This is a genomic window from Noviherbaspirillum denitrificans (assembly GCF_002211445.1).
In the GTDB taxonomy this organism is placed as follows: domain Bacteria; phylum Pseudomonadota; class Gammaproteobacteria; order Burkholderiales; family Burkholderiaceae_D; genus Noviherbaspirillum; species Noviherbaspirillum denitrificans.
This window is the reverse complement of the sequence record NZ_LSTO01000003.1, coordinates 14,010-37,532: the sequence shown is the minus strand read 5'-3', so window position 1 is coordinate 37,532 and position 23,523 is coordinate 14,010. Positions and strand designations below refer to the sequence as shown.

Annotated in this window: 17 protein-coding genes and 2 tRNA genes; 15 read left to right on the top strand and 4 right to left on the bottom strand. The window is 59.5% G+C overall.

Annotated features, from left to right (window positions below; translation table 11 throughout):
- The first annotated feature begins 24 nt into the window (after positions 1 to 24).
- The 9 genes from AYR66_RS25000 to AYR66_RS24960 all read left to right on the top strand — a co-directional run bounded on the left by AYR66_RS25000 (position 25) and on the right by AYR66_RS24960 (position 10,927).
- Positions 25 to 1,170, top strand: coding sequence for a glycosyltransferase family 4 protein (locus tag AYR66_RS25000; RefSeq protein ID WP_088710292.1), 1,146 nt, complete (start codon positions 25 to 27; stop codon positions 1,168 to 1,170).
- Positions 1,158 to 3,170 carry an asparagine synthase (glutamine-hydrolyzing) gene (gene asnB / locus AYR66_RS24995; RefSeq protein ID WP_088710291.1) on the top strand — a complete coding sequence of 671 codons (2,013 nt, stop codon included), beginning with the start codon at positions 1,158 to 1,160 and terminating at the stop codon, positions 3,168 to 3,170. The genes AYR66_RS25000 and asnB overlap by 13 nt, the downstream gene beginning before the upstream one ends.
- A gap of 60 nt (positions 3,171 to 3,230) precedes the next feature.
- Positions 3,231 to 5,006, top strand: coding sequence for an asparagine synthase-related protein (locus AYR66_RS24990; protein WP_088710290.1), 1,776 nt, complete (start codon positions 3,231 to 3,233; stop codon positions 5,004 to 5,006).
- Between the two features lie 208 nt (positions 5,007 to 5,214).
- Positions 5,215 to 6,402, top strand: coding sequence for a glycosyltransferase family 4 protein (locus AYR66_RS24985; protein ID WP_088710289.1), 1,188 nt, complete (start codon positions 5,215 to 5,217; stop codon positions 6,400 to 6,402).
- Between the two features lie 28 nt (positions 6,403 to 6,430).
- Positions 6,431 to 7,489: a dTDP-glucose 4,6-dehydratase gene (gene rfbB, locus AYR66_RS24980; RefSeq protein ID WP_206047329.1), complete on the top strand. Its 1,059-nt coding sequence runs from the start codon at positions 6,431 to 6,433 to the stop codon at positions 7,487 to 7,489.
- A 52-nt stretch (positions 7,490 to 7,541) separates the two neighbouring features.
- Positions 7,542 to 8,423 carry a glucose-1-phosphate thymidylyltransferase RfbA gene (rfbA, locus tag AYR66_RS24975; RefSeq protein ID WP_420093142.1) on the top strand — a complete coding sequence of 294 codons (882 nt, stop codon included), beginning with the start codon at positions 7,542 to 7,544 and terminating at the stop codon, positions 8,421 to 8,423.
- 256 nt (positions 8,424 to 8,679) lie between these two features.
- A tRNA-Tyr gene (locus AYR66_RS24970) sits at positions 8,680 to 8,765 on the top strand.
- Between the two features lie 85 nt (positions 8,766 to 8,850).
- Complete coding sequence (locus AYR66_RS24965; RefSeq protein ID WP_206047327.1) at positions 8,851 to 9,714, top strand: WbqC family protein; 864 nt, start codon at positions 8,851 to 8,853, stop codon at positions 9,712 to 9,714.
- Positions 9,707 to 10,927: a hypothetical protein gene (locus tag AYR66_RS24960; protein WP_088710286.1), complete on the top strand. Its 1,221-nt coding sequence runs from the start codon at positions 9,707 to 9,709 to the stop codon at positions 10,925 to 10,927. The genes AYR66_RS24965 and AYR66_RS24960 overlap by 8 nt, the downstream gene beginning before the upstream one ends.
- Before the next feature lie 154 nt (positions 10,928 to 11,081).
- Here AYR66_RS24960 and AYR66_RS24955 read toward each other — a convergent pair whose 3' ends face one another.
- The 4 genes from AYR66_RS24955 to AYR66_RS24940 all read right to left on the bottom strand — a co-directional run bounded on the left by AYR66_RS24955 (position 11,082) and on the right by AYR66_RS24940 (position 15,375).
- A complete protein-coding gene (locus AYR66_RS24955) occupies positions 11,082 to 12,416 on the bottom strand; it encodes a glycoside hydrolase family protein (RefSeq protein WP_088710285.1) in 1,335 nt (444 codons plus the stop codon).
- 47 nt (positions 12,417 to 12,463) lie between these two features.
- Entirely contained in the window at positions 12,464 to 13,501 is a 1,038-nt protein-coding gene (locus AYR66_RS29755) for a hypothetical protein (protein ID WP_206047325.1), read from the bottom strand.
- An 838-nt stretch (positions 13,502 to 14,339) separates the two neighbouring features.
- A complete protein-coding gene (gene tatA, locus AYR66_RS24945; protein WP_088710284.1) occupies positions 14,340 to 14,540 on the bottom strand; it encodes a Sec-independent protein translocase subunit TatA in 201 nt (66 codons plus the stop codon).
- 259 nt (positions 14,541 to 14,799) lie between these two features.
- On the bottom strand, positions 14,800 to 15,375 hold the full coding sequence (locus AYR66_RS24940; protein ID WP_088710283.1) for an NUDIX hydrolase: 576 nt from the start codon (positions 15,373 to 15,375) through the stop codon (positions 14,800 to 14,802).
- 160 nt (positions 15,376 to 15,535) lie between these two features.
- On the opposite strand from AYR66_RS24940, the gene AYR66_RS24935 reads away from it, so the two are divergent.
- From AYR66_RS24935 to infB, 6 genes are all read left to right on the top strand, one after another.
- Positions 15,536 to 15,612, top strand: a tRNA-Met gene (locus AYR66_RS24935).
- Positions 15,613 to 15,841: 229 nt separating this feature from the next.
- Positions 15,842 to 16,687, top strand: a complete 846-nt coding sequence (gene scpB / locus AYR66_RS24930) for an SMC-Scp complex subunit ScpB (RefSeq protein WP_420093141.1) — start codon at positions 15,842 to 15,844, stop codon at positions 16,685 to 16,687.
- Entirely contained in the window at positions 16,665 to 18,221 is a 1,557-nt protein-coding gene (gene rluB, locus AYR66_RS24925) for a 23S rRNA pseudouridine(2605) synthase RluB (RefSeq protein WP_088710281.1), read from the top strand. Before scpB ends, rluB begins: the two co-directional genes overlap by 23 nt.
- A gap of 271 nt (positions 18,222 to 18,492) precedes the next feature.
- Entirely contained in the window at positions 18,493 to 18,978 is a 486-nt protein-coding gene (rimP, locus tag AYR66_RS24920; RefSeq protein ID WP_088710280.1) for a ribosome maturation factor RimP, read from the top strand.
- Positions 18,975 to 20,534 carry a transcription termination factor NusA gene (gene nusA, locus AYR66_RS24915; RefSeq protein WP_088710279.1) on the top strand — a complete coding sequence of 520 codons (1,560 nt, stop codon included), beginning with the start codon at positions 18,975 to 18,977 and terminating at the stop codon, positions 20,532 to 20,534. Before rimP ends, nusA begins: the two co-directional genes overlap by 4 nt.
- Before the next feature lie 50 nt (positions 20,535 to 20,584).
- Positions 20,585 to 23,404, top strand: coding sequence for a translation initiation factor IF-2 (infB, locus tag AYR66_RS24910; RefSeq protein ID WP_088710278.1), 2,820 nt, complete (start codon positions 20,585 to 20,587; stop codon positions 23,402 to 23,404).
- The last annotated feature ends 119 nt before the right edge of the window (positions 23,405 to 23,523 follow it).

The following is a 23,523-nucleotide window of genomic DNA, read 5'->3' as shown; positions in this document are numbered from 1 at the left end:
GCGACAGACAAGGGGAATGTGGGCATGCCTCGCGTATTGCATGTGATTGCTGGACTGGATGTGGGCGGTGCGGAGATCGCGCTCTACCGGCTGGTTGCCGGAACGCGTGAAAGCGAATATACGCACGCCGTGGTTGCGCTGACGACGGGTGGCCCCATGGCGGCACGCCTGCGTGAAGCAGGCATCGACGTCACCACGCTCGACTTCAAGGCGGCGCCCTTTGCCGGTTTCCTCAAACTGGTGTCCATCATGCGCATGGAACGGCCGGACATCGTCCAGACATGGATGTACCACGCCGACATGCTGGGAGGACTTGCAGCGCGGCTGGCCGGCATTCGGAACGTCATATGGGGCATCCGCACCTCGGCACTGGGAAGTGGCGATTCGCGGGCGACCGTATTTGTGCAGAAGCTCTGTGCCTGGCTGTCGCGCAGGATTCCACACACGATTGTCTGCGTCGCCGAAGCGGCACGACAGAATCATGTAGCACACGGATATGACGCAAGGCGCATGGCGGTGATTCCCAACGGCTTCGACCTGGCGCAGTTCACGGCGCAGAAGAGCGAGGGAGCGTCCGTGCGCATGCAATACGGCATTGGCGAGCAGGACGTGCTGATCGGCATGGTAGGGCGCTTCAATGCCAATAAGGACCAGCACAACTTTGTCCGTGCGGCAGGTTTGCTGGCTCGGCATCAGGCCAACGTCCGTTTTCTGATGGTGGGACGCGACATCGATGCGGCCAACGCCGAGCTCATGTGCTGGATCGCGCAGACCGGCCATGCAGAACGATTCGTCCTGCTGGGCGAGCGCAGCGATGTACCGGCTTGCCTGCAGGCGCTGGACGTGTTCTGTCTGTCGTCCCGTACCGAGGGATTCCCGAATGTCGTGGGTGAAGCGATGGCCATGGGCGTGCCTTGCGTGGTGACGGATGTCGGCGATGCGGCCATGCTGGTTGGCCGGACCGGCATCGTGGTCCCCAAGGAAAATCCCGGGGCGCTCGCGGAAGGCATGGCGGCGCTGTTGGCAATGAAGCCGGACGTCCGCCAGCGCCTGGGGCAGCAGGCAAAGGCCCGCATTCGTGAAGAGTTCTCGGCGGAACGTGCCCGCCAGCGATTCGAAGCGCTCTATCAAACTCTGACCAGGGAGAATGAAATCCAATGTGCGGCATAGCAGGTTTCCTGAGCGGCGTTCCGCTCCACAGTGAAGGGGAAGGCATTGCTTTCGTCAAGCGCATGTCCGCAGCCATCCAGCACAGGGGGCCGGACGACAGCGGTTGGTGGCAGGACGGAGTACATCCCTTGTTCCTCGGGCATCGCCGCTTGTCCATCGTTGACCTGTCACCGGCGGGGCATCAGCCGATGCATTCGTCCAGCGGGCGATATGTGATCGTATTCAACGGCGAGATCTATAACCACCTTTCGCTGCGCGAAAGAATGGAATCGGAAGGCCGCGCACCCGACTGGCGCGGACACGCGGACACCGAGACGCTGCTCGCCGGTTTCGACGCATGGGGTATCCAGTCCACGGTTGAACAGGCGATCGGCATGTTCGCATTTGCCGTCTGGGACCGGCAGGAGCGCGTGTTGACGCTTTGCCGGGACAGGCTTGGGGAAAAGCCGCTCTACTATGGCTGGCAGAGGCAAGGCCGGCATCACGCATTCCTGTTCGGTTCGGAGCTGAAGGCCTTGCGCGCGCATCCCGCTTTCGAGGGAACGATAAATCGGGGAGCCCTTAGCCTGCTGCTCCGGTACAACTATGTGCCCGCTCCGTATTCCATTTACGAAGGCATTGCAAAGCTGCCGCCCGGCTGCCTTCTTGCCATGTCACCGGATTCCCGTGAAACGAAACTGACGCAGTATTGGTCGGGAACCCAGGCTGCAGGGCAGGGCGTGGCAAATCCGTTCACGGACAGTCCGGAGCAGGCGGTCGATGCGCTCGAGAATCTGCTCAAGGATGCGGTACGCCGGCAGATGATGGCAGACGTGCCGTTGGGCGCCTTCCTGTCGGGTGGCATCGATTCCACAACGATCGTCGCGCTGATGCAGTCTCAGTCCTCGCGTCCGGTAAAAACCTTTTCCATCGGCTTTCATGAGGAAGAATTCAACGAGGCGGAGCGCGCAAAGGCCGTTGCCCGCCATTTGGGCACCGACCATACCGAACTCTATGTGACGGCGGATCAAGCAATGCGCGTTATACCGAGCCTGCCTGCACTGTACGACGAGCCGTTTTCCGATTCATCGCAGATTCCCACCTATCTCGTCGCCCAGCTAGCCAGAAGGCACGTGACGGTATCACTGTCAGGTGACGCGGGCGATGAACTTTTCTGTGGCTACAACCGCTATCAAGTGACGGCCACGCTGTGGAACAAGATTGCGGCCGGTCCGCTGGCGTTGCGCAAGCTGGCGGCAAGCGGTTTGACCAGCGTGTCCCCGCAGACATGGAACAGTCTTGCGAGATCGGTAAGCGGGTTGATCCCTCGCTCGATGCGCTTTGCCAACGTTGGCGATAAGCTCCATAAGGGAGCCGAGGTCCTGGGAAGCGACTCGGTGGATGCGCTTTACCTGAAACTCGCGTCGCATTGGCACGACCCGGCAGCGGTGGTTCTCGGTGGCAGCGAGCCGCCGGCGCTGTTGACCCGCGATGCGCACACCGTGGCAGGGCTGGACAGTGTCCAGCGCATGATGCTGCTGGACATGCTCACTTATCTTCCGGATGACATACTGGTCAAGGTGGACCGCGCTGCGATGGCGGTGTCACTCGAAACCCGCGTTCCTTATCTCGATCACCGCGTCGTCGAATTCGCGTGGAGCTTGCCGCAGTCGGTGAAGCTGCGCGATGGACAAACCAAATGGGTGCTGCGCCAGGTCCTGCAACGCCATGTTCCTGAAGCGCTGGTCAGCCAGCCGAAGATGGGCTTTGGCGTGCCGATTGGCGCCTGGCTGCGTGGTCCGCTGCGCGCTTGGGCAGAATCCCTGCTGGATGAATCCCGCCTGCGGCGCGAAGGATTTTTCGATCCTGCGCCAATCCGGCAAATGTGGAACGAGCATCTGGCGGGCAAGCCACGGCAGTTCTACCTGTGGGACGTGCTGATGTTCCAGTCCTGGCTGGAGCATCAGTCTGGATCACGCGATATTCCGGCAGAAGAACTGCTCTCCGCTAGCGTCGCCTGACGCGCGCAACGCAAGACACATCCACGGTCATTCGACAACGCACGCATTCTAGACGCCACAATGGCAAAAATCATTTACGCCTGCAGCAGGAAGTCGTCCTTCGGTCAGGAGGATGAGCGCAGATTGAGGAAGATCTGCGAGCGGCTTGAGCCTGACAACCTGCGGTTGCCCGTGACGCATCGGATAGCTGTCAATGGTTCTATCGCCTTCGCCATCGTCAATGACCGCGGTTCTACCGTGGACGGAAACAGCGTCTTGCTGGGATGCCTGTTTGAAGGCGCAGAGCGCTGGTCATACCCAGGCGAGCCTTGCCCGGATGGGGCGTTCGCGCTGTTTCGCGAAAGCGGTGCTGCGCTGGAAGTGGCAAGCGACGCTGCCGGTTCTCGCACCATCTGGTATTGCTTCAATGACCAGTATTTCGTCGCATCGACATCGCAGCGGGCAATCGTCATGTTCCTCGGCGCGTTCCAGTTCAACGAACAGGTCACGCCATGGATATTGTCGACCGGCGCCCTTGGGCCGGGCTTTTCCTGGGACAGAAGGATAAAGCGCCTGCCTCCCGAATCCTCGGTCATGCTCGACAAGCACACCTGGTCGCTGTCGCTTCAGCGGCATGCCATCGCGTTTTCTCCTGTGGAACGGTCCCGTCGAGCAAGCAAGGTGTTACTGACGAAGGATATAAGCAGCGTGATTCACTCCCTGGGAGAGTCCGCAGGCATCGACTTCAAAAAATATGTCCTGCCGCTGTCCGGCGGCTACGACAGCCGCGGCATCCTTTGCTTTCTTGCCCGCCGCGGCATAGCCGGCGATCTGAGGACGATTACCTGGGGCCTTGCGGACAACCTCGACCGTGAGAAAAACGATGCCGCAGTGGCCAAGGAGCTGGCGGCCCGGCTGGGCGTGAAACATCGCTACCACCACACCGACATGCGGAGCGAGCCGCTCGCGCGAGTGATCGACAGGTTCATCTGCTGCGGTGAAGGACGCGTGGACCATCTTGCAGGATACCTGGACGGCCTCGAGATCTGGCGGAAGCTGCTCGAAGACGAAAACTGCAGCGGAATTATCCGGGGCGACGAAGGCTTCGGATGGGTTCCGGTGTCCTCCGAGTTGACCGTAAGGCTCAGTGTGGGAATCGGCTTGTGCAGCGACTACCGCAACCTGAAAGACCTCATCCGGAAATTTGGTCTTCCGGCGCAGGAGTTTCCCTCCAGCCTGCAAAGGCAGGAAGGCGAAACGCTCAGCGGCTGGCGGGACCGGCTCTATCACGCATACAGGCTGCCGACGATCCTGGCTGCGCTGTCCGACGTCAAATACAGTTATGTCGAAATCGTCAACCCGCTGCTCGCCGGGAAGGTCCTGCACCGCGTCCGCGAACTACCGGACCGGCTCAGGACCGACAAGGCATTGTTCAAGGACATCGTGGACACGATCTCGCCCGACGTGCCGTACGCGACCGAGGGCGCAAACGCGAGCATGGGCAGCGTATTGAGGAAGCGTGAAATTGCCGGGCTGATGCGCAACAAACTGCTGTCCGAACAGGCTCGGCAGCAATTCGGCACGGAATTCCTGAACGAAGTGGCACGCGGCATCCGGGATGAGGGATTCTCTCCTGCAAAACGTCCTGGGACGCGCGCAAACGTCATCAAGTCGCTCGTGCCCCGAGCGCTGAAAAACTGGATCAGGGATCGTGTCGCGAAACCCAGCCTGGATCCCAATGTCCTTGCTTTTCGTGTGTACATGATTCTCAGGATGCGCGAGATTCTCGAAGAGGATTGCGCGGCGATGGAATCGCGTCATCCCCGGCTGGACACGCGCATGTCGGCAGCCGGCTGAATTCCTCCCGGCTTGCAAGGCAGTCCCACTAATCGAAGGTCGTCGATCACCCGCTGATCGACCCCATTCCGCAGCCCGCTTCGCGTCATCTTCATCCGGGCCGCATGCCCGTTTCAAGGCTTCCCCGGCCCGAGGATAGCCAGTCCACTGATTCACACCACCTGTTTGCTTTTCCTTTAACGCATCGCCTTCGTTGGAGCGAGTGACAATGAATCGCAAAATCATCATCTCGATCAATACCGCGTGGAACATCTACAACTTCCGCTCCGGCTTGATCAGGGCCTTGACCCAGCATGGCTATGAAGTGGTTGCACTGGCGCCGCGAGACGACTACGCGCACCGGCTCCCCGCGCTCGGTTGCCGCTTTATCGATCTCCCGATGGATAGTAACGGCACGCACCCGGGGCGAGACCTGGCGCTGCTGATCCGCTATTTCCGCGTACTGCGCGAGGAACGTCCGCTTGCCTACCTCGGGTATACCGTCAAGCCGAATGTATACGGATCCATGGCTGCGCAGCTGCTCCATATCCCGGTTATCAATAATATCGCCGGCCTTGGGACGACATTCATCAATAACAGCTTCCTGACTCGCATCGTGCGCATGCTGTACCGCGTTTCCCTGCAGCGTTCCGGGCGAATTTTTTTCCAGAATGCCGATGACCAGAAACTGTTCATCGAATCGCAGCTGGTTCAACCGGATCGAACGGACAGGCTTCCGGGATCGGGGATGGACTTGAGCCGCTATCAGCCATCCCCGCCCTTGCCGCCGTACGGCAGGCCGTTCGTCTTCTTGCTGGTTTCGAGGATGCTCAAGGACAAAGGGATCGAAGAATTCGCCGGTGCTGCACGAATCGTGCGGCAGGGCTTTCCGAACGTCGAGTTTCGCCTGCTCGGATTCGTGGACTCCGCCAATTCCAACTCCATCTCCATGGAACAAATCCGGGCGTGGGAAGAAGCCGGGACCGTCCGCTATCTCGGCCAGACCGACGATGTGCGGCCGCATCTGTCTGCGTCCGATTGCGTCGTGCTGCCGTCTTACCGGGAAGGCATCCCGCGTTCCCTGCTGGAGGCCGCGGCGATGGCGCGTCCGATCATCACGACCGATACCGTCGGGTGCCGCGATGTCGTCGATCACAAGGTCAACGGCTTGCTATGCAAAGTTCGCGACACATTGGACCTTGCTGAAAAAATGAACCAGATGCTGCGGCTGCCTCCTGCGACGCGAATGGAAATGGGAATGGCGGGACGAAGGAAGGTCGAGGCCCAGTTTGACGAAAAGGAGGTGATACAAAAATACCTGAACGCGATCAACGACCTTGCCGGCGCCGCGCCTCGCCCTGGCGAACACATCGGGCGTCTTGTCCCCGTGTCGGGAAGTGATACGCGAAAACCGTGATTCCACATGTCTATCGTAGAGGTGAATTGTGATACTAGTGACGGGCGGTGCCGGATTCATCGGTGGAAATTTCATACTCGAGTGGCTGTCCAACCAGGAGGAGCCTGTCGTCAATCTGGACAAGCTCACTTATGCCGGAAACCCCGAGACCCTCGCCGGCGTGAGGGACAGCAGTCGATATTTCTTTATCCAGGGCGACATAGGGGATCGCAAGCTGGTCGCCGCGCTCCTCAGAAACTACCGGCCGCGCGCGATACTCAATTTTGCGGCGGAATCGCATGTGGACCGGTCTATCAAGGGACCGGGCGATTTCATCGAGACCAACGTTGTAGGGACCTTCGGCCTGCTGGACGCGGTACGCGATTACTGGTCGCACCTGCGGCCCGCCGGACAAGAAGCATTCCGCTTTCTCCATGTGTCGACGGATGAGGTTTACGGCTCTCTCGCGCCGGATGACGCGCCGTTTTCCGAATCAAACCGCTATGAGCCGAACAGCCCGTACAGCGCGAGCAAGGCGGCCAGCGACCATCTTGTCCGGGCCTGGCACCACACCTATGGTTTGCCCGCCATCACGACCAATTGCAGCAACAATTACGGCCCCTACCATTTTCCAGAAAAGCTGATCCCGCTTTGTATCCTCAACGCGTGCGCCGGCAAACCACTGCCGATCTATGGTGATGGAATGCAGAGGCGCGACTGGCTGTACGTAAAGGATCACTGCCACGCGCTGCGCCGGGTGGTCGAAGATGGTGTGCCGGGCGAAACCTACAACATCGGTGGCAATTGCGAAAAGGCGAATCTGGAGGTGGTGCAGACAATTTGCGCTGTACTGGATGAAGTGCGGCCGCGCGAGGATGGAAAGTCTTACGCCGAGCAGATCACCTTCGTGCAAGACCGCCCGGGGCACGACCGGCGCTATGCGATCGACGCCTCCAGGATAGAAAGCGAACTCGGATGGAAACCATCGGAGACTTTTGAGACAGGCATCCGAAAGACTGTCCTCTGGTATCTGGAAAACGAGGGGTGGGTCCAGAACGTTACCACCGGCGCGTACCGCGACTGGGTGCGCGAGCACTACGGAACCTGACGGAAGCGCAGTTGAAATTTACTTGTCAATCACGTGCACAGCCATGATTACTATGAACAGAAGCAGACGCAAAGGCATCATCCTCGCTGGTGGATCAGGGACTCGTCTCTATCCTGTCACCCGCGCCGTGTCGAAGCAATTGATGCCGGTATACGACAAGCCGATGATCTATTACCCGTTGGCGACACTGATGCTGTCGAACATCCGGGACATCCTGCTGATATCGACGCCGGAGGATACTCCCCGGTTTCAAGATCTCCTGTCGGACGGAAGCCAATGGGGGCTGAATATTGAGTATGCTGTCCAGCCTCGGCCTGAAGGCTTGGCCCAGGCGTTCATTATCGGCCGCAAGTTCATCGATAACCGACCCAGTGCACTTGTCCTCGGTGACAACATATTCCACGGGCATGAACTGGTCAGCATACTCACGCGTGCGAACGAGCAGGAGAGCGGCGCTACCATTTTTGCCTACCATGTGCATGATCCGGAACGCTATGGGGTGGTCGAGTTCGACCAGGAACTGCGCGCAAGATCGATCGAGGAAAAACCGCTCAAGCCGCGTTCCAACTATGCGGTGACCGGCCTGTATTTCTACGACAACCAGGTATGCGATATCGCGGCAAGTATCGGACCATCCGCTCGCGGCGAGCTTGAAATCACGACCGTCAACAAGTCATTTCTCGAAATGGGAACGCTCAATGTGGAGATTCTCAGCCGCGGAATCGCATGGCTTGATACGGGGACCCATGAATCGCTGCTCGACGCAGGCCAGTTCATCGCCACGCTGCAAAGGCGCCAGGGCCTGATGGTCTCATGCCCGGAAGAGATCGCCTATCGCAAGCGCTGGATCACGGCTGAGGATGTCGAGCGGCTTGCCGATCCACTGGCGAAGAATGGATATGGAGAGTACTTGCGCAGCCTCTTGAACCAGTAGCCGGCGGATGCCCGATCGTTCGATATGTTGAATAGGCGAATGCCGATGCAATTTGTGATGCATCAAGCGCGCATTTTCGGCGCTCATGCAAGATGCGGTTACCGGCCGCGCAAAGCCGCCTCGATCGAAATCGCGCTGGTTTCGTTGCGTCGATGCTGGCATGCGGGCCGGACCAGGATGTCGAGCAGGACGTCGGATAGGTGTTCAAAGAATCGCCGACGTATTTTCTGCCCTGACAGCAGGGCCGAAGTTTCTGGGAGGGGTGGCCGAGTGGTTAAAGGCAACAGATTGTAAATCTGTCCTCTTAAGAGTTCGCTGGTTCGAATCCAGCTCCCTCCACCATTACTCGCAGTAGAGTCAGTCAGGCTGGCCGGCTCCCAGAAAATTGCGCCGGTTTGCCCGATGGAGTGAATGTCGGAAAGAGATCATGAAAAGAGTTGGAATGATGCAGCCGTACCTGTTTCCCTATCTCGGCTACTTTCAGCTGATTTCTTCTGTCGACGTGTTCGTTCTCGGGGACGACTTGCAGTATGTGAAGGAGTCCTGGATCAATCGCAATCGCATACTCATGAACGGAAAGGACAAGCTCATCACCTTCCCACTGAAAAAGGGATCTCTTCGCGCGAATATCAACGAGCGGGAATTCTGCGACGATTTCGATGTTGAAATGGACAAGCTGCTGAGGGTGATTGCCAGCGCTTATTCCAAGGCGCCCTATTTCAAGAAGGTGTTCCCGATGCTGCAGGCGATCATCAAGCATCCGGAGCGAAACCTGGCCAGGTATGCGGAGCATTCGATCAGGCAGATCTGCAATTACCTGGACATTCACACACCAATCATTGTCGCATCGGAATTGAATGTGACCGATGTGATCGACAAGCAGGACAGGGTGATAAGGACTGCGAAGAAGGTGGGCGGAGACGTCTACATCAATTTTATTGGCGGCATGAGCTTGTACGACTTCGAGTACTTCAAGCAGAATGGGTTGACGTTGAAATTCCACAAGATCAACGAGATCACCTATCCACAGTTCGGAAACGTGTTCGTTCCGCTCTTGTCGATTATCGACGTGATGATGTTCAACGACCAGCCTGAAGTGAAGAGGCGGCTAGGCTGTTACTCCCTGCTCGACGCGCCGGACCACGCCGTATCGGTGTGTGACCACTGCACCGCTTGCCTCGAGGCGAAGGCCGAAGAGGGCCGGATTGCAAGGCAGGAAGGCAGCGCAGACGATGGCAGCATTGCTGTCGACGGGCAGCAGCAAGCGGCGAGCAGTGTTTGCAATGGGTGAGATCGACCAGCGACGGCGCACACTGTTTCTCCTTGGGGCCGCGGCACTCTTGCCGCAATTTTCTCCTTACGCCCATGCCAGAAGGCCGGATCAAGGAAATGACAGCCAGGTCAATCTGGCCGACCATGGCGGTGTCCCCGGTGCCGACCCCGAAACGATTATCGATGCATTTCACCAGGCATTTGCGCAGCTCAAGCGCAGGGGCGGAGGTACCCTTCACGTCAGCGCCGGCGTTTACGATCTCGGCAAGAGAGGCAACGGGACGGCAGTCACGGCGGCAGACCTGAGCAACGTGGCGATTTCGGCATACGGGGCAAAACTGACGATGACTACAGAGGGAACAGGCACGGTGACGCCTGTTTTTTTTCGCTTTATCAATCCCGACAACATCACTATTTCAGGAATGGCTTTCACGGATTCTGGAACCGACCTCACCGTCAATTGGTTTGGGGCCATCTGCTTCGTGGTTGAAAGCACAAGGCCGTGCCGCGGTTTCAGGACCGTCGATTGTCTCGCGGAGAACGTCGTCCGCCTTCTGATGGCATCCCAGCCGGAAAAAGATAGATATACCTTCGAGGGATTCGATCTGCACGCGACGATCAGGAATGCCTATTACGGCGCAGGCTGTGTATTCAATGGCGCCAACTCTAGGGCCGACCTCACTGTGCATAATGTACGGCGTGCTTTCATCGGCTACGGAATGCGGAACTGGGAGCTGAATATCAAGGCGAGCGCGGATGGCGTGGCGCCTGGCAGCAATGCGCTCGTGGAGCTGGCCGCGGATCACCGGGGCCATGCCGAATCGATCAAAGTGAATCTCGCCGTCTCTGGCAACCTTAAAAATTATGGCGGCCTCGTCACCTTCTATCTCCAGGGACCACCCACCACGACCACCTTTATTCGCAATGTGAAGGCAAACGTAACGCTCAATAACGTGTCGGCCAAGGCTGGCGCGGTATTCCTGTTCCCCTATGAGGCGCCCGGTGCGGGGGGGTATGCTGACACGACAGCGAGTACATGGGAGGAGATTCGGCTGAGCGGGAAAGTTATCGGCAGCTATTCCGGCACTATGATCAAGAATCCATCAGTTTCGACAGGCAAGACGAACTCGATCTATGTTGACCGTGATCTCGTCGGTTACATGAAAATGGCAATGCTGCCGGACTATTTCCGGAGAATGCTGCCGCGGACTGGGGATGTGCCGGATCGATGATTCGACGCGATAATGCCGGCATTGCAGCCAGGACTTCGCGGGGAGGGAAGGGAGCGTACGAGGTGAATACTGCTGCCCGTCCGGATGGGACGGGCATCAAGCGAGGGCAGCGAATCCGCCAACAGGCAGTCCGCTTCCATTATTGCTCACATGATCATGCGCTGCACTGCGTGATGACGTGGAAGTAGTTCGGCAGTGCCGACATGTTCTGGCGTGCAGCCAGGCCGGACGCGACATTGATCGACGTCGTGGATGCGGACGAGATCGACGGGTTCTTGATGAACGTTCCGGTATAGCTGCCAACGACGGCAGCGTTCAGCTGGATCTGCTCCCACGCGGCGAGCGTGGTAGAGGCGAACACGCCGGTGCTCGGGGCTTCGTACGGGAACAGGAACACTGCGCCGGCCGGGGACGTGACGTTGTTGAGTGTCACGTTCGCCTTCACATTGCGGATGTGGGTGGCGGACGTGCTGCTTCCCTGCATGTAGAAGTTAACCAGGCCAACGTAGTTCTTCATGTTGCCGGTGGCAGTCAGGTTGACCTTCACAGTGTCGGCGGATTCACGGTTGTCGGCGGCGATTTCCACAAACGCGTTGCTGCCCGGCCAGATGCCGTCGGCGCTCGCGTTGATGGTCAGGTCCCAATTGCGCAGGCCATATCCGATAAATGCGCGGCGTACGTTGTGGACGGTGAGGTTGACCTTGGAATTTGCACCGTTGAAGATGCAGCCGGCGCCGTAGTAGGCATTCTTCACGGTACCGTGGAGATCGAACCCTTCAAAGGTATACCGGCCGGTGTCCGGCTGGGACGCCATCAGCAGTCGTACGACACTGTCGGCAACGACGTCGACCGTCTTGAAGCCGGAGCAGGACACGGACGAGGTGATGTTAATGCAGATCAATCCGTGGTTTGCCGAAGCACCGGAATTGATCGCACCGTAATCCTTGAAGCTCATCCCCGCGATCGTGATGTTGTTGGGGTTATTGAAGGTGAAGAAGACAGGCGTAACAATTGCAGTGTCGGCTGTCGTCGTCATCGTCATCTGTGCACCATAGGCAGAGATGAGCACGTTGCTCAGGCCGCTTGCATAGACCAGGGTGCCTGCACCGCGTGTGCCGAAGTCGTAGACGCCCGGGCCCACTTGCAGGGTGCCGCCGCCCAGCCCCTTCAACTGGGTCAGTGCCTGGTTGAAGGCGCTGATGATCGTTGCGGCTGCCGCACCGGGAACGCCGCCGTAGTCCGCGAGCCGGACCACGTTTGCAGGAATCGGCCTCGGCGTGGTGACGACAGTCGTCTCTGCGGCATAGACATTTGTCGCGCCGGTGGCGCCGGAAGCCGAAGAGGCGTTAGCCGCTGACGCCGTAGAGCCGATGTCCTCGGCTGAACCGCCACCGCATGCCTGGAGGAGGCTGGACGCACCGACTGCGAGGCCACCGAAGATCAACTGACGGCGGCGGTTGTCGAAAGATTTGTTTTTGATGTCGTTCATGGAAATTCTCTCTTGCTTTATCTGGATTGAATAGAGTCGCCGGTGTCTTAGCAGGCGGAATAACCGGTAGTCGGAGCAGGCGCTGGTGCCGGAGCCGGTGCGGGAGCAGGCGCTGGTGCCGGAGCGGGCGCAGGTGCCGGGGCCGGTGCGGGAGCAGGCGCTGGTGCCGGAGCGGGCGCAGGGGCCGGAGCCGGTGCGGGAGCGGGCGCTGGAGCCGGTGCGGGAGCGGGCGCTGGAGCCGGCGCCGGCGCCGGTGCCGTCGTCGACGAAAGGGTCTGGCTGAGGGCGGCCGAGGTTTGCGTCGGCGGATCGGTATTCGTGATGAGATTGATGCCAGCAGGGGATCCCAGGTCAGTACGTGCAATAGTGACGCTGGCGCTTGATGTGCCGAGCGTGTAGCCAACACGCTTCACATACGTCCACGACCAGTTCGTGCCGGTGCCCGCGTAGCGGTAGAGGCTACCGTTTTCGACCAGGTGGCTTGCGCCGATGGTGCCCACGCGGTAGCCGGTGGTGGCGCTGCGATCCGTATCGAGGTACACGCGCACCCAGCTCGGGGTGCCGCTGAACGGAATTGTGTAATACACGTTGGTCGCGTCGCTGGTTGCGGTAGGCGCCGGAACGGTGAACGTCTGGGTGATCTTTGCCGACGTCAGTGTCGGCGGCGTCGTATTGGTCATCAGGTCGAGAGCGGCCGGAGAACCCAGGTCAGCACGGGCCACGGTGACACTGGCAGAGGTGGCACCGGCCGAGTAGCCGACGCGCTTCACCAGGGACCAGGACCAGTTCGTGCCGCCGGTACCGGTATAGCGATACAGGTTGCCGTTCTCGATGAGGTAACTCGCGCCGATGGTGCCGAAGCGATAGCCGGTCGATGCGTTACGATCGGCATCGATATACACGCGAACCCATTGCGGCGTGCTGGAATACGGGATGCGATAGTAAACGTTGGTCGCGTCGTAAGTCGCTTGGGTATTCGCGGTCTGTGCCATCGCACCCTGTGCGATGCAGATGCCGGCAGCAAGCAGGACTGCGTGCGAGCGACGGTAGGAAAACGGCGGGCGTTGGTTGAGGGAGTGGTGCATATTAATGGTGCCTTTCTAAGAAAACAGGCGTGACTGGCCCTTCACCTCGCGCGGCGAGGCGATGACAATCAGCGATCACTACGAAATAACGGGAGAGGAAACCTAGGCCTTGCCTGCTAGTCGCGGCAGGATGAGGGCGGGCTTAAATTCCTGAACTGCGTGCTGCGACTAATCCCTACTTCAGCTGGAGGCTGCAGCACGGAATCGGGAGCGGGCAGATGCCACCTTCCTGCATTGCCCGGTCTTGAAAAAACGTGGGAGGTACTTGCATTGCGCGGTGAGCCGACACAACAAGCGAGCTTGGCTGCGTACTGCGGTCTAATCCTTCCTTGATGCGGCGGACGCGGAGTGATTCTCCGTCTACTGATGTCGCGCACAAACTGTAGGTTAAGCTTACTCATAGTCACATCTCACTGATTGATCTTCATTTCCCGCCGGTTAAAACACGAAGCTCACATTTCTCCAGGCAATACTTGCCCTGCACAGGCGTCGCCTGCACGTTGAAAGTGTCGGAACCAAGTGGGAGGTAAGTTGCCAGATGAAGCCGAGAGCAAATTTGCTCATTCAGCTGCGGTCAGGCAGCGCTTACAAAGATCAATAAAATAATCGCAATTAAAGTGAAGTTAGAATACGTTAAACGTTTTTAACTGTTGTTTCCGCGAAGAATATTACGTTGGGTAAATTGGTTTCGCAAGGAAATCTGCTAGCAAATTCGATTTATATTTTTCGCGCTTCCGGGAACTAAAAGTAGAGAAGAGAGCTCCTCAAACCCGCTTGAAATGGTCGCGAAAATGTAACTTCGTGTTACTAACCTCGCTTTTCTTTGTGAATAAGCCGCTCACTGATGCTTCGTGTCGCCAGTGATTGCCGATGGCGTACGATCCTGAGTTGGGACTTCTGCTTCGCCCTTCATTCCTTCTTTGAATCCCCTGATGGCCTTGCCCAAGTCAGAACCTGCATTGCCCAGTTTTTTTGTGCCGAAAACCATTAGCAGCACGGCCAGTACGATCAGCCAATGCAAAGCGCTAAATGAACCCATTTCATTCTCCTCGCGGACATTCAAGTCTATGAACCAATAAATGCGTCCGGCCTTTCCTGCTTGGGGCGGCTGTTGGCCTGCGGACGCGCGCTGGATGTGAACAGGTGGATGAATACCGCCAGTCACTTCAAGGCATTAGTCCTTGATCTGAGGAAATAGTTTCTTGCTGGATGCGTAGTCGATTGCCGACTAGCGGTTTGAGGGGGGGGCTTGCCGGATCTTTAACGATGGCGTGATATGGACTGTGGCAAGCGGACGATTAATCCTTCTGTCGCATCGGTGTGCGGACGTCGCGTGTATGAAGGGCGAAGGTTCCGCCTTCCTTCCTGATCCTCGCTAGGTCAGCGAAAAAGAATTTCAGTGTCTGTCCCACGGTTGGAAAGGCGATATCGTCCCACGGAATTTCGGATTCTGAAAACAGTTTGACCTCCAGGCTTTCGGTTCCGGCCTGGTAGTCCAGGTCGCGCAATGTCGCGCGATAAAACATATGTACCTGATGCACTTGCGGCACGTTGAGCAGTGCGAAAAGCTCGTGCAACTCCACGCGCGCGCCGGCTTCTTCGTAGGTTTCGCGCAGGGCTGCTTCGGTAGTTGTCTCGTCGTTTTCCATGAAGCCGGCGGGCAGCGTCCAGTAGCCGTAGCGTGGCTCGATGGCGCGTTTGCACAGAAGGATGCGTAGTTCACCGTCCTGCTCCCACACCGGAATCGAACCAATCACCATTTTCGGATTCTGGTAATGAATCGTTCCGCATTGGCTGCACACATAACGAGGCCGGTTGTCGTCCGGCGGGATCTGAAGTGATACGGGATGCGCGCACTCGGAGCAGAATTTCATAAGGAAGTGGAAATGCGATTCGGAATGGCTGCCGGTGCTGCGCGATGTGCTGCACTCGACGATGTGGATCGGAAATTATCGATACAAGTTTATCATCGTCTTGGTTGTGCGATTGAATTTGCGTTATCTGAGCAGGCAGACTATAATCACTGTTTCCAGACGCGGGGTGGAGCAGTCTGGCAGCTCGTCGGGCTCATAACCCGAAGGTCGCAGGTTCAAATCCTGCCCCCGCAACCAAGTCTTTAGTCTCATCGATTCCCGCCTAAATTAAACCTCCAACAAATCAGGCGTCGGAAAAAGCATCAACAGGTTCTCTGGCCAGGCGGCATTCAAATACCTGCCGTTGGCGATAACTTCTGCACATTGCTGGTAGAAAACAAGACGCTAGAAAATGAACACTATTGAGGCGAAGAAAGTCCTCGAAACCGCGTTGCTTTGCGCCCACGAGCCCTTGTCGATTAACGACATGAAGAAGCTCTACGCGGAAAACGGCGAAGCCGACGAAAGCGTCGGTGCCGATACGATCAAGTCGATGCTCGAAGAGTTGCGCAATGACTGGGCCGACAAGGGCATCGAGATCGTCAGTCTTTCGACCGGCTGGCGTTTCCAGAGCAGGCCGGAAATGAAAAAGTACCTGGAGCGCCTCAATCCCGAGAAGCCGCCCAAGTACACTCGCGCGACACTGGAAACGCTGGCGATCATCGCCTATCGCCAGCCTGTCACACGCGGCGACATTGAAGAGATCCGCGGAGTGACGGTCAACTCGCAGACGATCAAGATGCTTGAGGATCGCGGCTGGATCGAGTCGATCGGGCATCGCGACGTGCCGGGGCGTCCGGCGCTGTTTGCGACGACCCGGCAGTTCCTCGATGATCTTGGGCTGACATCGCTCGAACAGCTTCCGCCGTTGCAGGACGTAACGAAGGAAGGGGCTCAGGGTGGCATGCTTCCGGAGTTACAGGCGCTGGGCGGTGAAATCCAGGCAAACCTGGATCAGGCGACCATGGATTTCGCGCCGGCTGAGCAGCCCGCTGCAATATCGGCGGATGTGGTCGAAGAGGGCGAAGCGGCAGCGGAAACCCTCGCGGAAGATGTCGCCGTGGTCCTTGAAGACAATAATTTTGTAGAAGACGTGCAGAACGCCGGCAGCGAATCCGGGTCTGACGCGAACACCGGGGCCGATGAGCCCGTTTCCACCGAAGCTGAACCGGCCCTTGCCGAAGACGCCGCACCCGCGGACGACGAGCAGGAAATTGCGGCGCCAGGCCAGCATAATCAAGAATCCGACGATGAATCTGCCCAACCACAATGATTCCCACGTGGTCATAGCCACTGAATCCAACAGCCGTGCCGACTCTGAAGGTGATCAGGCACTGCCGCATGGCGAAGCTGCTGCCGGTGACGGCCAGGCGGAGCAAGGCAAGAAAAAGCCTGCCAAGCGCGGTGTGCGCGGTCCCCGCAGCCTGAGACGCGCCCGTGCGGCCCGTGAAGACAACGGCGAAGGCCCGGCGAAAGTCGATGCGGCTCCGGTCGACGGGGCGGAAGTCCAGCAGTCCGAAGAGGCCGCTGCTGAAGGCGACAAGGTCCAGCGTGGCAATCCGCGCAAGCGCGAGGAGCGCCAGAAGGGCAAGCCGGCCCAGAAAGGCCGAGCCAAGCAGGCTGGTGGTGCGCCGAAGCAGAAGCAGGGCACGAAATCGACTGACGCGGAAGACGTTTTCTCTTTCGTTACGTCGGCTGCTTTTGATGCCGCCGGCGACGAGGATCGCCGCAACGGGCGCAATGGGCAGCAGAAGGCTGTGCGCCGCGACCTGACGGCGGAAGACGACGCGCCGAAGCTGCACAAGGTGCTCGCCGACGCGGGCCTCGGTTCGCGCCGCGACATGGAAGAATTGATCATCGCCGGCCGCGTGTCGGTCAACGGCGAGCCCGCCCATATCGGCCAGCGCATTCTGCCGACCGACCAGGTGCGTATCAACGGCAAGCTTATCCAGCGCAAGATCGCCAAGCGTCCGCCGCGCGTGCTCGTGTATCACAAGCCGGCCGGCGAAATCGTCAGTCACAGCGATCCCGAGGGCCGTCCCTCCGTCTTCGACCGGCTGCCAAACATGAAGGCCGGAAAGTGGCTGGCCGTAGGACGCCTCGACTTCAATACGGAAGGCCTGCTGCTGTTTACCACGTCCGGCGACCTGGCCAACCGCCTGATGCACCCGCGGTACAACATCGAACGTGAGTATGCGGTGCGTACCCTCGGCGAACTCGAGGAAGGCATGCGCCAGAAGCTGCTGAGCGGTGTCGAGCTGGAAGACGGCGTGGCACAGTTTTCGAAGATCGCCGATGGCGGCGGTGAGGGTGTGAACCGCTGGTACCGCGTGGTCATCGGAGAAGGCCGCAACCGCGAAGTGCGCCGAATGTTCGAGTCGGTTGGCCTGACCGTCTCGCGTCTGATCCGGACGCGCTATGGCACGATGACCTTGCCGAGCACGCTCAAGCGCGGGCGTTGGGAGGAGCTCGACGAGAACGCAGTGCGCAGCCTGATGACCGCGAGCGGCCTCGAAAAGCCCGCGAGCCAGGCGAAAGGCCGCGGCGAGCAGGGTCGTGGTGACCGAAATGGCAATGTCGCAGACAGGACTCAAGGCCAAGGGCAGAAGCGTGGGCAGGCGCGCGCGGGCAATGGTGCCCGCGGCCAGCAAGGCCAGCAGCAGCGCAGTCGTCAACCCGATCCTTTGCAAACCGCGCTGGGGTTCCCGGACGTCGGTCGTCCCCGTCGCAGTGGGGGCCAGATGCGCACTGGCACCGGTTCTGGGCTGGGCATGCAAGGAATGGCGCGCAGGCGTCCCAGGGGTTAAGCGGCGAAAATCGCCATTTGGTTTCTGAGTGGAAAGAGTGTGGCCTCCGGTTTTTGCCGTCGAGGCCGCCTTTTCATTGCGGTGCGCCAAATAATTGTTTATAATTAGTGAGTTAACAAAGGTCGGCCCGTGACCGGGGGTGCCTAGGAGTCTTCTGGGTAGGTGCGGGAGTGATTAAAAAGAGATGGGCAGATGCCCATTTTTTTTTTCTTGAACGCTTTGTGCGCGAGCACAGCCAGCCTTGAACCCGAGCTGTATTTGGAGAATTGTTTTGCGGTTGCTGGATTTGATTGAAAAAACCGTTGCCGGCATGGGCTACGAGCTCGTCGATTTCGAGCAGGCAGCCCATGGCTTGCTGCGCGTGTACATCGACTTCCCGCCGGAAGATGCGGACAAGGGAAACATCACGGTGGAAGACTGCGAAAAAGTCAGTCACCAGCTGTCGCACATGCTGACGGTTGAAAACGCGAATTACGAGCGCCTGGAAATCTCGTCGCCCGGCCTCGACCGCCCGCTGAAGAAGCATGCCGATTATGTGCGCTTCGAGGGCCACGAGGCAGTCGTGAAGCTGCGCATGCCGATGCCGGGCGCGGCCAACCGCAAGTCGTTCCAGGGCATCCTGCATGTGCCGGAAGGCGATACGCTCAAACTGGAATTTGAAGGAAAAGAAGGCCCGGCGATGCTGGATTTCACGCTCGCCGATGTGGATAAGGCACGCCTGGTGCCAAAAGTGGACTTTAGGAGTCGCAAAGCATGAGTCGCGAAGTTTTGTTGTTGGTCGATGCGCTGGCACGAGAAAAAAACGTCGATAAGGAAATCGTCTTCGGAGCGCTCGAGCATGCGCTCGCGCAAGCCACCAAGAAACGCTACGACGGCGAAGTGGACATCCGCGTGTCTATCGACCGCGAATCCGGCGAGTTCGAATCCTTCCGCCGCTGGCACGTAGTGCCAGACGAAGCCGGCCTCCAATTGCCCGACCAGGAAGTGCTGCTGTTCGAAGCAAAAGAACAGATTCCCGATATCGAAGTCGACGACTATATTGAAGAACCGATCGAGTCGGTCGAGTTCGGCCGCCGCTTCGCCCAGGACACCAAGCAGGTCGTGCTGCAGCGTATCCGCGACGCCGAGCGCGAGCAGATCCTGCAGGACTTCCTGGCCCGCGGCGATGCGCTCGTCACCGGTACGATCAAGCGCATGGAGCGCGGCGATGCGATCGTCGAGTCCGGCAAGATCGAAGCGCGCCTGCCGCGCGACCAGATGATCCCGAAGGAAAACCTTCGCATCGGCGACCGCGTCCGTGCCTTCATCCTGCGCATCGACCGCAATGCCCGCGGCCCGCAGGTGATCCTGTCGCGCACCGCGCCGGAATTCATCATGAAACTGTTCGAGCTGGAAGTGCCGGAAATCGAGCAGGGCCTGCTGGAAATCAAATCCGCCGCCCGTGATTCGGGTGTGCGCGCGAAGATTGCCGTTTTCACTAACGACAAGCGCATCGACCCGATCGGTACCTGCGTCGGCATGCGCGGATCGCGCGTGCAGGCGGTGACTGCCGAACTCGGCGGCGAGCGCGTGGACATCGTGCTGTGGTCGGAAGATCCGGCGCAGTTCGTGATCGGGGCACTGGCACCGGCAAACGTCACTTCCATCGTGGTGGACGAAGAAAAGCACGCGATGGACGTCGTGGTGGACGAAGAAAATCTCGCTATCGCCATCGGCCGCGGCGGCCAGAATGTGCGCCTCGCGTCCGAGCTGACGGGCTGGCAGATCAACATCATGACCGCGGAAGAGTCGGCCGACAAATCTGCAGCGGAGAGCGCAGCCATCCGCGCGCTGTTCATGGAAAAGCTGGATGTGGACGAAGAAGTCGCCGGCATCCTGGTCGACGAAGGTTTCTCGAGCCTGGAAGAAATCGCCTACGTGCCGATCACCGAAATGCTCGACATCGAAGCCTTCGACGAGGATACGGTCAACGAGCTGCGCAACCGTGCCCGCGACGCGCTGGTGACCGAGGCGATTGCTTCCGAGGAAGGCCTGGAAGGCATGGACGATGCGCTGGTCAACCTCGACGGTATCGACCGCATTACCGCAGGCAAACTCGGCCTTGTAGGCATCAAGACGCTGGATGCGTTCGCCAACATGGCCTATGACGAATTCGGATCGATCCTGGCATTGCCGGTCGAACGCGCGCGTCAACTGATCGATAACGAATTTGAAGATGTGACCGATGATGAAATGCGGCTCATCGACGCCAAGTACGACGACCGGGCACGGGCGTTGCAAGCGAAAGCGCGAGAACTGGTCGAGGCGAAGTAAGCCGGACTGCCCCAACATCATCTGCCATGCCACATAGAAAAGAGGACTGAATGGCGAGTACCAACGTTGCCCAATTTGCCACCGAACTGAAGATGCCTGCGGACCTCCTGCTGACGCAGTTGCGTGCAGCCGGCGTCGAGAAGAGTTCGGCGTCCGACTCCTTGTCCAAAGAGGACAAGGACAAGCTCCTGAACCACCTGCGCCGCTCCCATGGCGCTTCGCCGGATGGCGAGAAGCGCAAGATCACGCTGACTCGCAAGGAAACCACTGAAATCAAGCAGGCGGATGCGACCGGCAAGTCCCGCACCATCCAGGTGGAAGTGCGCAAGAAGCGCACCTTCATCAAGCGCGATGAGCCGGCGGTTGAAGAAACTGTCACTGCGGCACCCGCTGCGCCGGTGGTCGACGAGGCTGAAGTCGCGCGCCGCGCGGAAGAGGCTCGCCGCCAGGCTGAATTGATCGCACGCCAGGAAGCGGAACTGCGCGAAAAGCAGGAACGCCTTGCCAAGCTCGAAGCCGAGAAGGAAGCGCAAGCCAAGGCCATGCGCGAAGCGGCAGAGGAAGCCGAGCGCCGCGCTGCTGCTGAAGCTGCCGCCGCCAAGGCCGAGCAGAGCCGCAAGGAGACGACGGTTGCCGATGAAGCCAAGCGCGCCGCCGACGAGGAAGCGCGCAAGAAAGCTGCCGAACAGGAAGCCCGTGAAGCCGCCGAACGCGCGGCCGCGACCGAGCGTGCCCGCAAAGCGGTTGCCGATGAAGTCGCGCAGATCAAGGCCATGATGAGCGCCCCGCGCAAGGTGATGAAGGCGCCGGAACCGACGCCCGCACCGGTCGCCAAGGCCGCCGAAGGCACCCTGCACAAGCCGGCGGACAAGAAACCCGCCGAGAAGAAGGACGACAAGAAGCCGGCTGTCGGCGACAAGAAGTCGATCAAGTCTGCAAATGTGTCGTCGACCTGGCAGGACGACGCCAAGAAGCGCGGCGGCATCAAGACCCGCGGCAATGGCCCTGCATCGACGAGCGGCCGTGACGGCTGGCGCGGTGGTCCGAAGGGACGCCGTTCCCATGGTCACGACGACCAGCGCGAATCGAATTTCCAGGTGCCGACCGAAGCGATCATCAAGGAAGTGCACGTGCCGGAAACCATCACTGTCGCCGAGCTGGCGCACAAGATGGCTGTCAAGGCATCCGAAGTGATCAAGCACTTGATGAAGCTGGGCCAGATGGTCACCATCAACCAGGTGCTGGACCAGGAAACCGCGATGATTCTGGTCGAGGAAATGGGACACAAGGCATTTGCCGCCAAGCTCGACGATCCGGAAGCAATGCTGGAAGAAGCCGGCACGCACGCCGATGCCGAACTGCTTCCGCGTGCGCCGGTCGTGACCGTCATGGGTCACGTCGACCACGGCAAGACCTCGCTGCTCGACTACATCCGCCGTGCCAAGGTGGCGGCCGGCGAAGCAGGCGGCATTACGCAGCATATCGGCGCCTACCACGTCGAAACGCCGCGCGGCATCATTACCTTCCTCGATACCCCGGGTCACGAGGCGTTCACCGCCATGCGTGCCCGCGGTGCGAAGGCAACCGACCTCGTCATCCTGGTGGTGGCGGCCGACGACGGCGTGATGCCCCAGACCAAGGAAGCAATCGCCCACGCGAAGGCGGCAGGCGTGCCGATCGTCGTGGCGATCAACAAGATCGACAAGCAGGGCGCGAATACCGACCGCGTTACGCAGGAACTGATCGCGGAAAGCGTGGTGCCGGAAGCCTACGGCGGCGACGCCCCGTTCTGCCCGGTGTCGGCGAAGACCGGCCAGGGCATCGACGAGCTGCTGGAAAACGTCCTGCTGCAAGCCGAAGTGCTGGAACTGAAGGCTCCGGTCGACGCCCATGCGAAGGGTCTCGTGATCGAAGCTAAGCTGGACAAGGGCCGCGGCCCGGTGGCGACGGTGCTGGTCCAGGCCGGTACGCTCAAGCGCGGCGATGTCGTGCTCGCCGGCTCGTCGTATGGCCGCGTGCGCGCGATGCTGGACGAGAACGGCAAGAACATTTCCGAAGCCGGCCCGTCCATCCCGGTAGAGATCCAGGGCCTGACCGAAGTGCCGGCTGCCGGCGAGGAAGTCATGGTCATGGGCGACGAACGCAAGGCGCGCGAAATCGCACTGTTCCGCCAAGGCAAGTTCCGTGACGTGAAGCTGGCCAAGCAACAGGCCGCGAAGCTGGAAAACATGTTCGAGCAGATGGCGGAGGGCGAAGTCAAGAACCTGCCGCTCATCGTCAAGGCGGACGTGCAGGGCTCGCAGGAAGCGCTGGTCCACGCGATGCAGAAACTGTCGAACGACGAAGTGCGCGTGCAGATCGTGCACGCGGCAGTCGGCGGCATCAGCGAATCCGACGTCAACCTGGCGATGGCTTCGAAGGCGGTCATTATCGGCTTCAACACCCGCGCCGACGCATCGGCGCGCAAGCTGGCGGAATCCAGCGGCATCGACATCCGTTACTACAACATCATTTACGATGCGGTGGACGAGATCAAGGCTGCGATGTCCGGCATGCTGGCGCCTGAAAAGCGCGAAGCGACACTGGGCCTGGTGGAAATCCGCCAAGTGTTCCACGTCAGCAAGGTGGGCTCGATCGCCGGCTGCTACGTGCTCGACGGCCTCGTCAAGCGCGGTGCCTCGGTCCGCCTGCTGCGCTCCAACGTGGTGATCTGGACCGGCGAACTCGATTCGCTCAAGCGCTTCAAGGATGACGTGAAGGAAGTGAAGGCCGGCTTCGAGTGCGGCCTGTCGCTGAAGAACTTCAACGACATCCAGGAAGGCGACCAGCTCGAGATCTTCGAAGTCCAGGAGGTTGCTCGTACCTTGTAATGCCGGCAGCGGTTTGCCGGTTGCGTAGCCCGGATGGAGGCGCAGCCGCAATCCGGGAATGAAACACTTCCCGGATTGCGCTTCGCTTCCATCCGGGCTACGGACTTTAAGGGACGCAT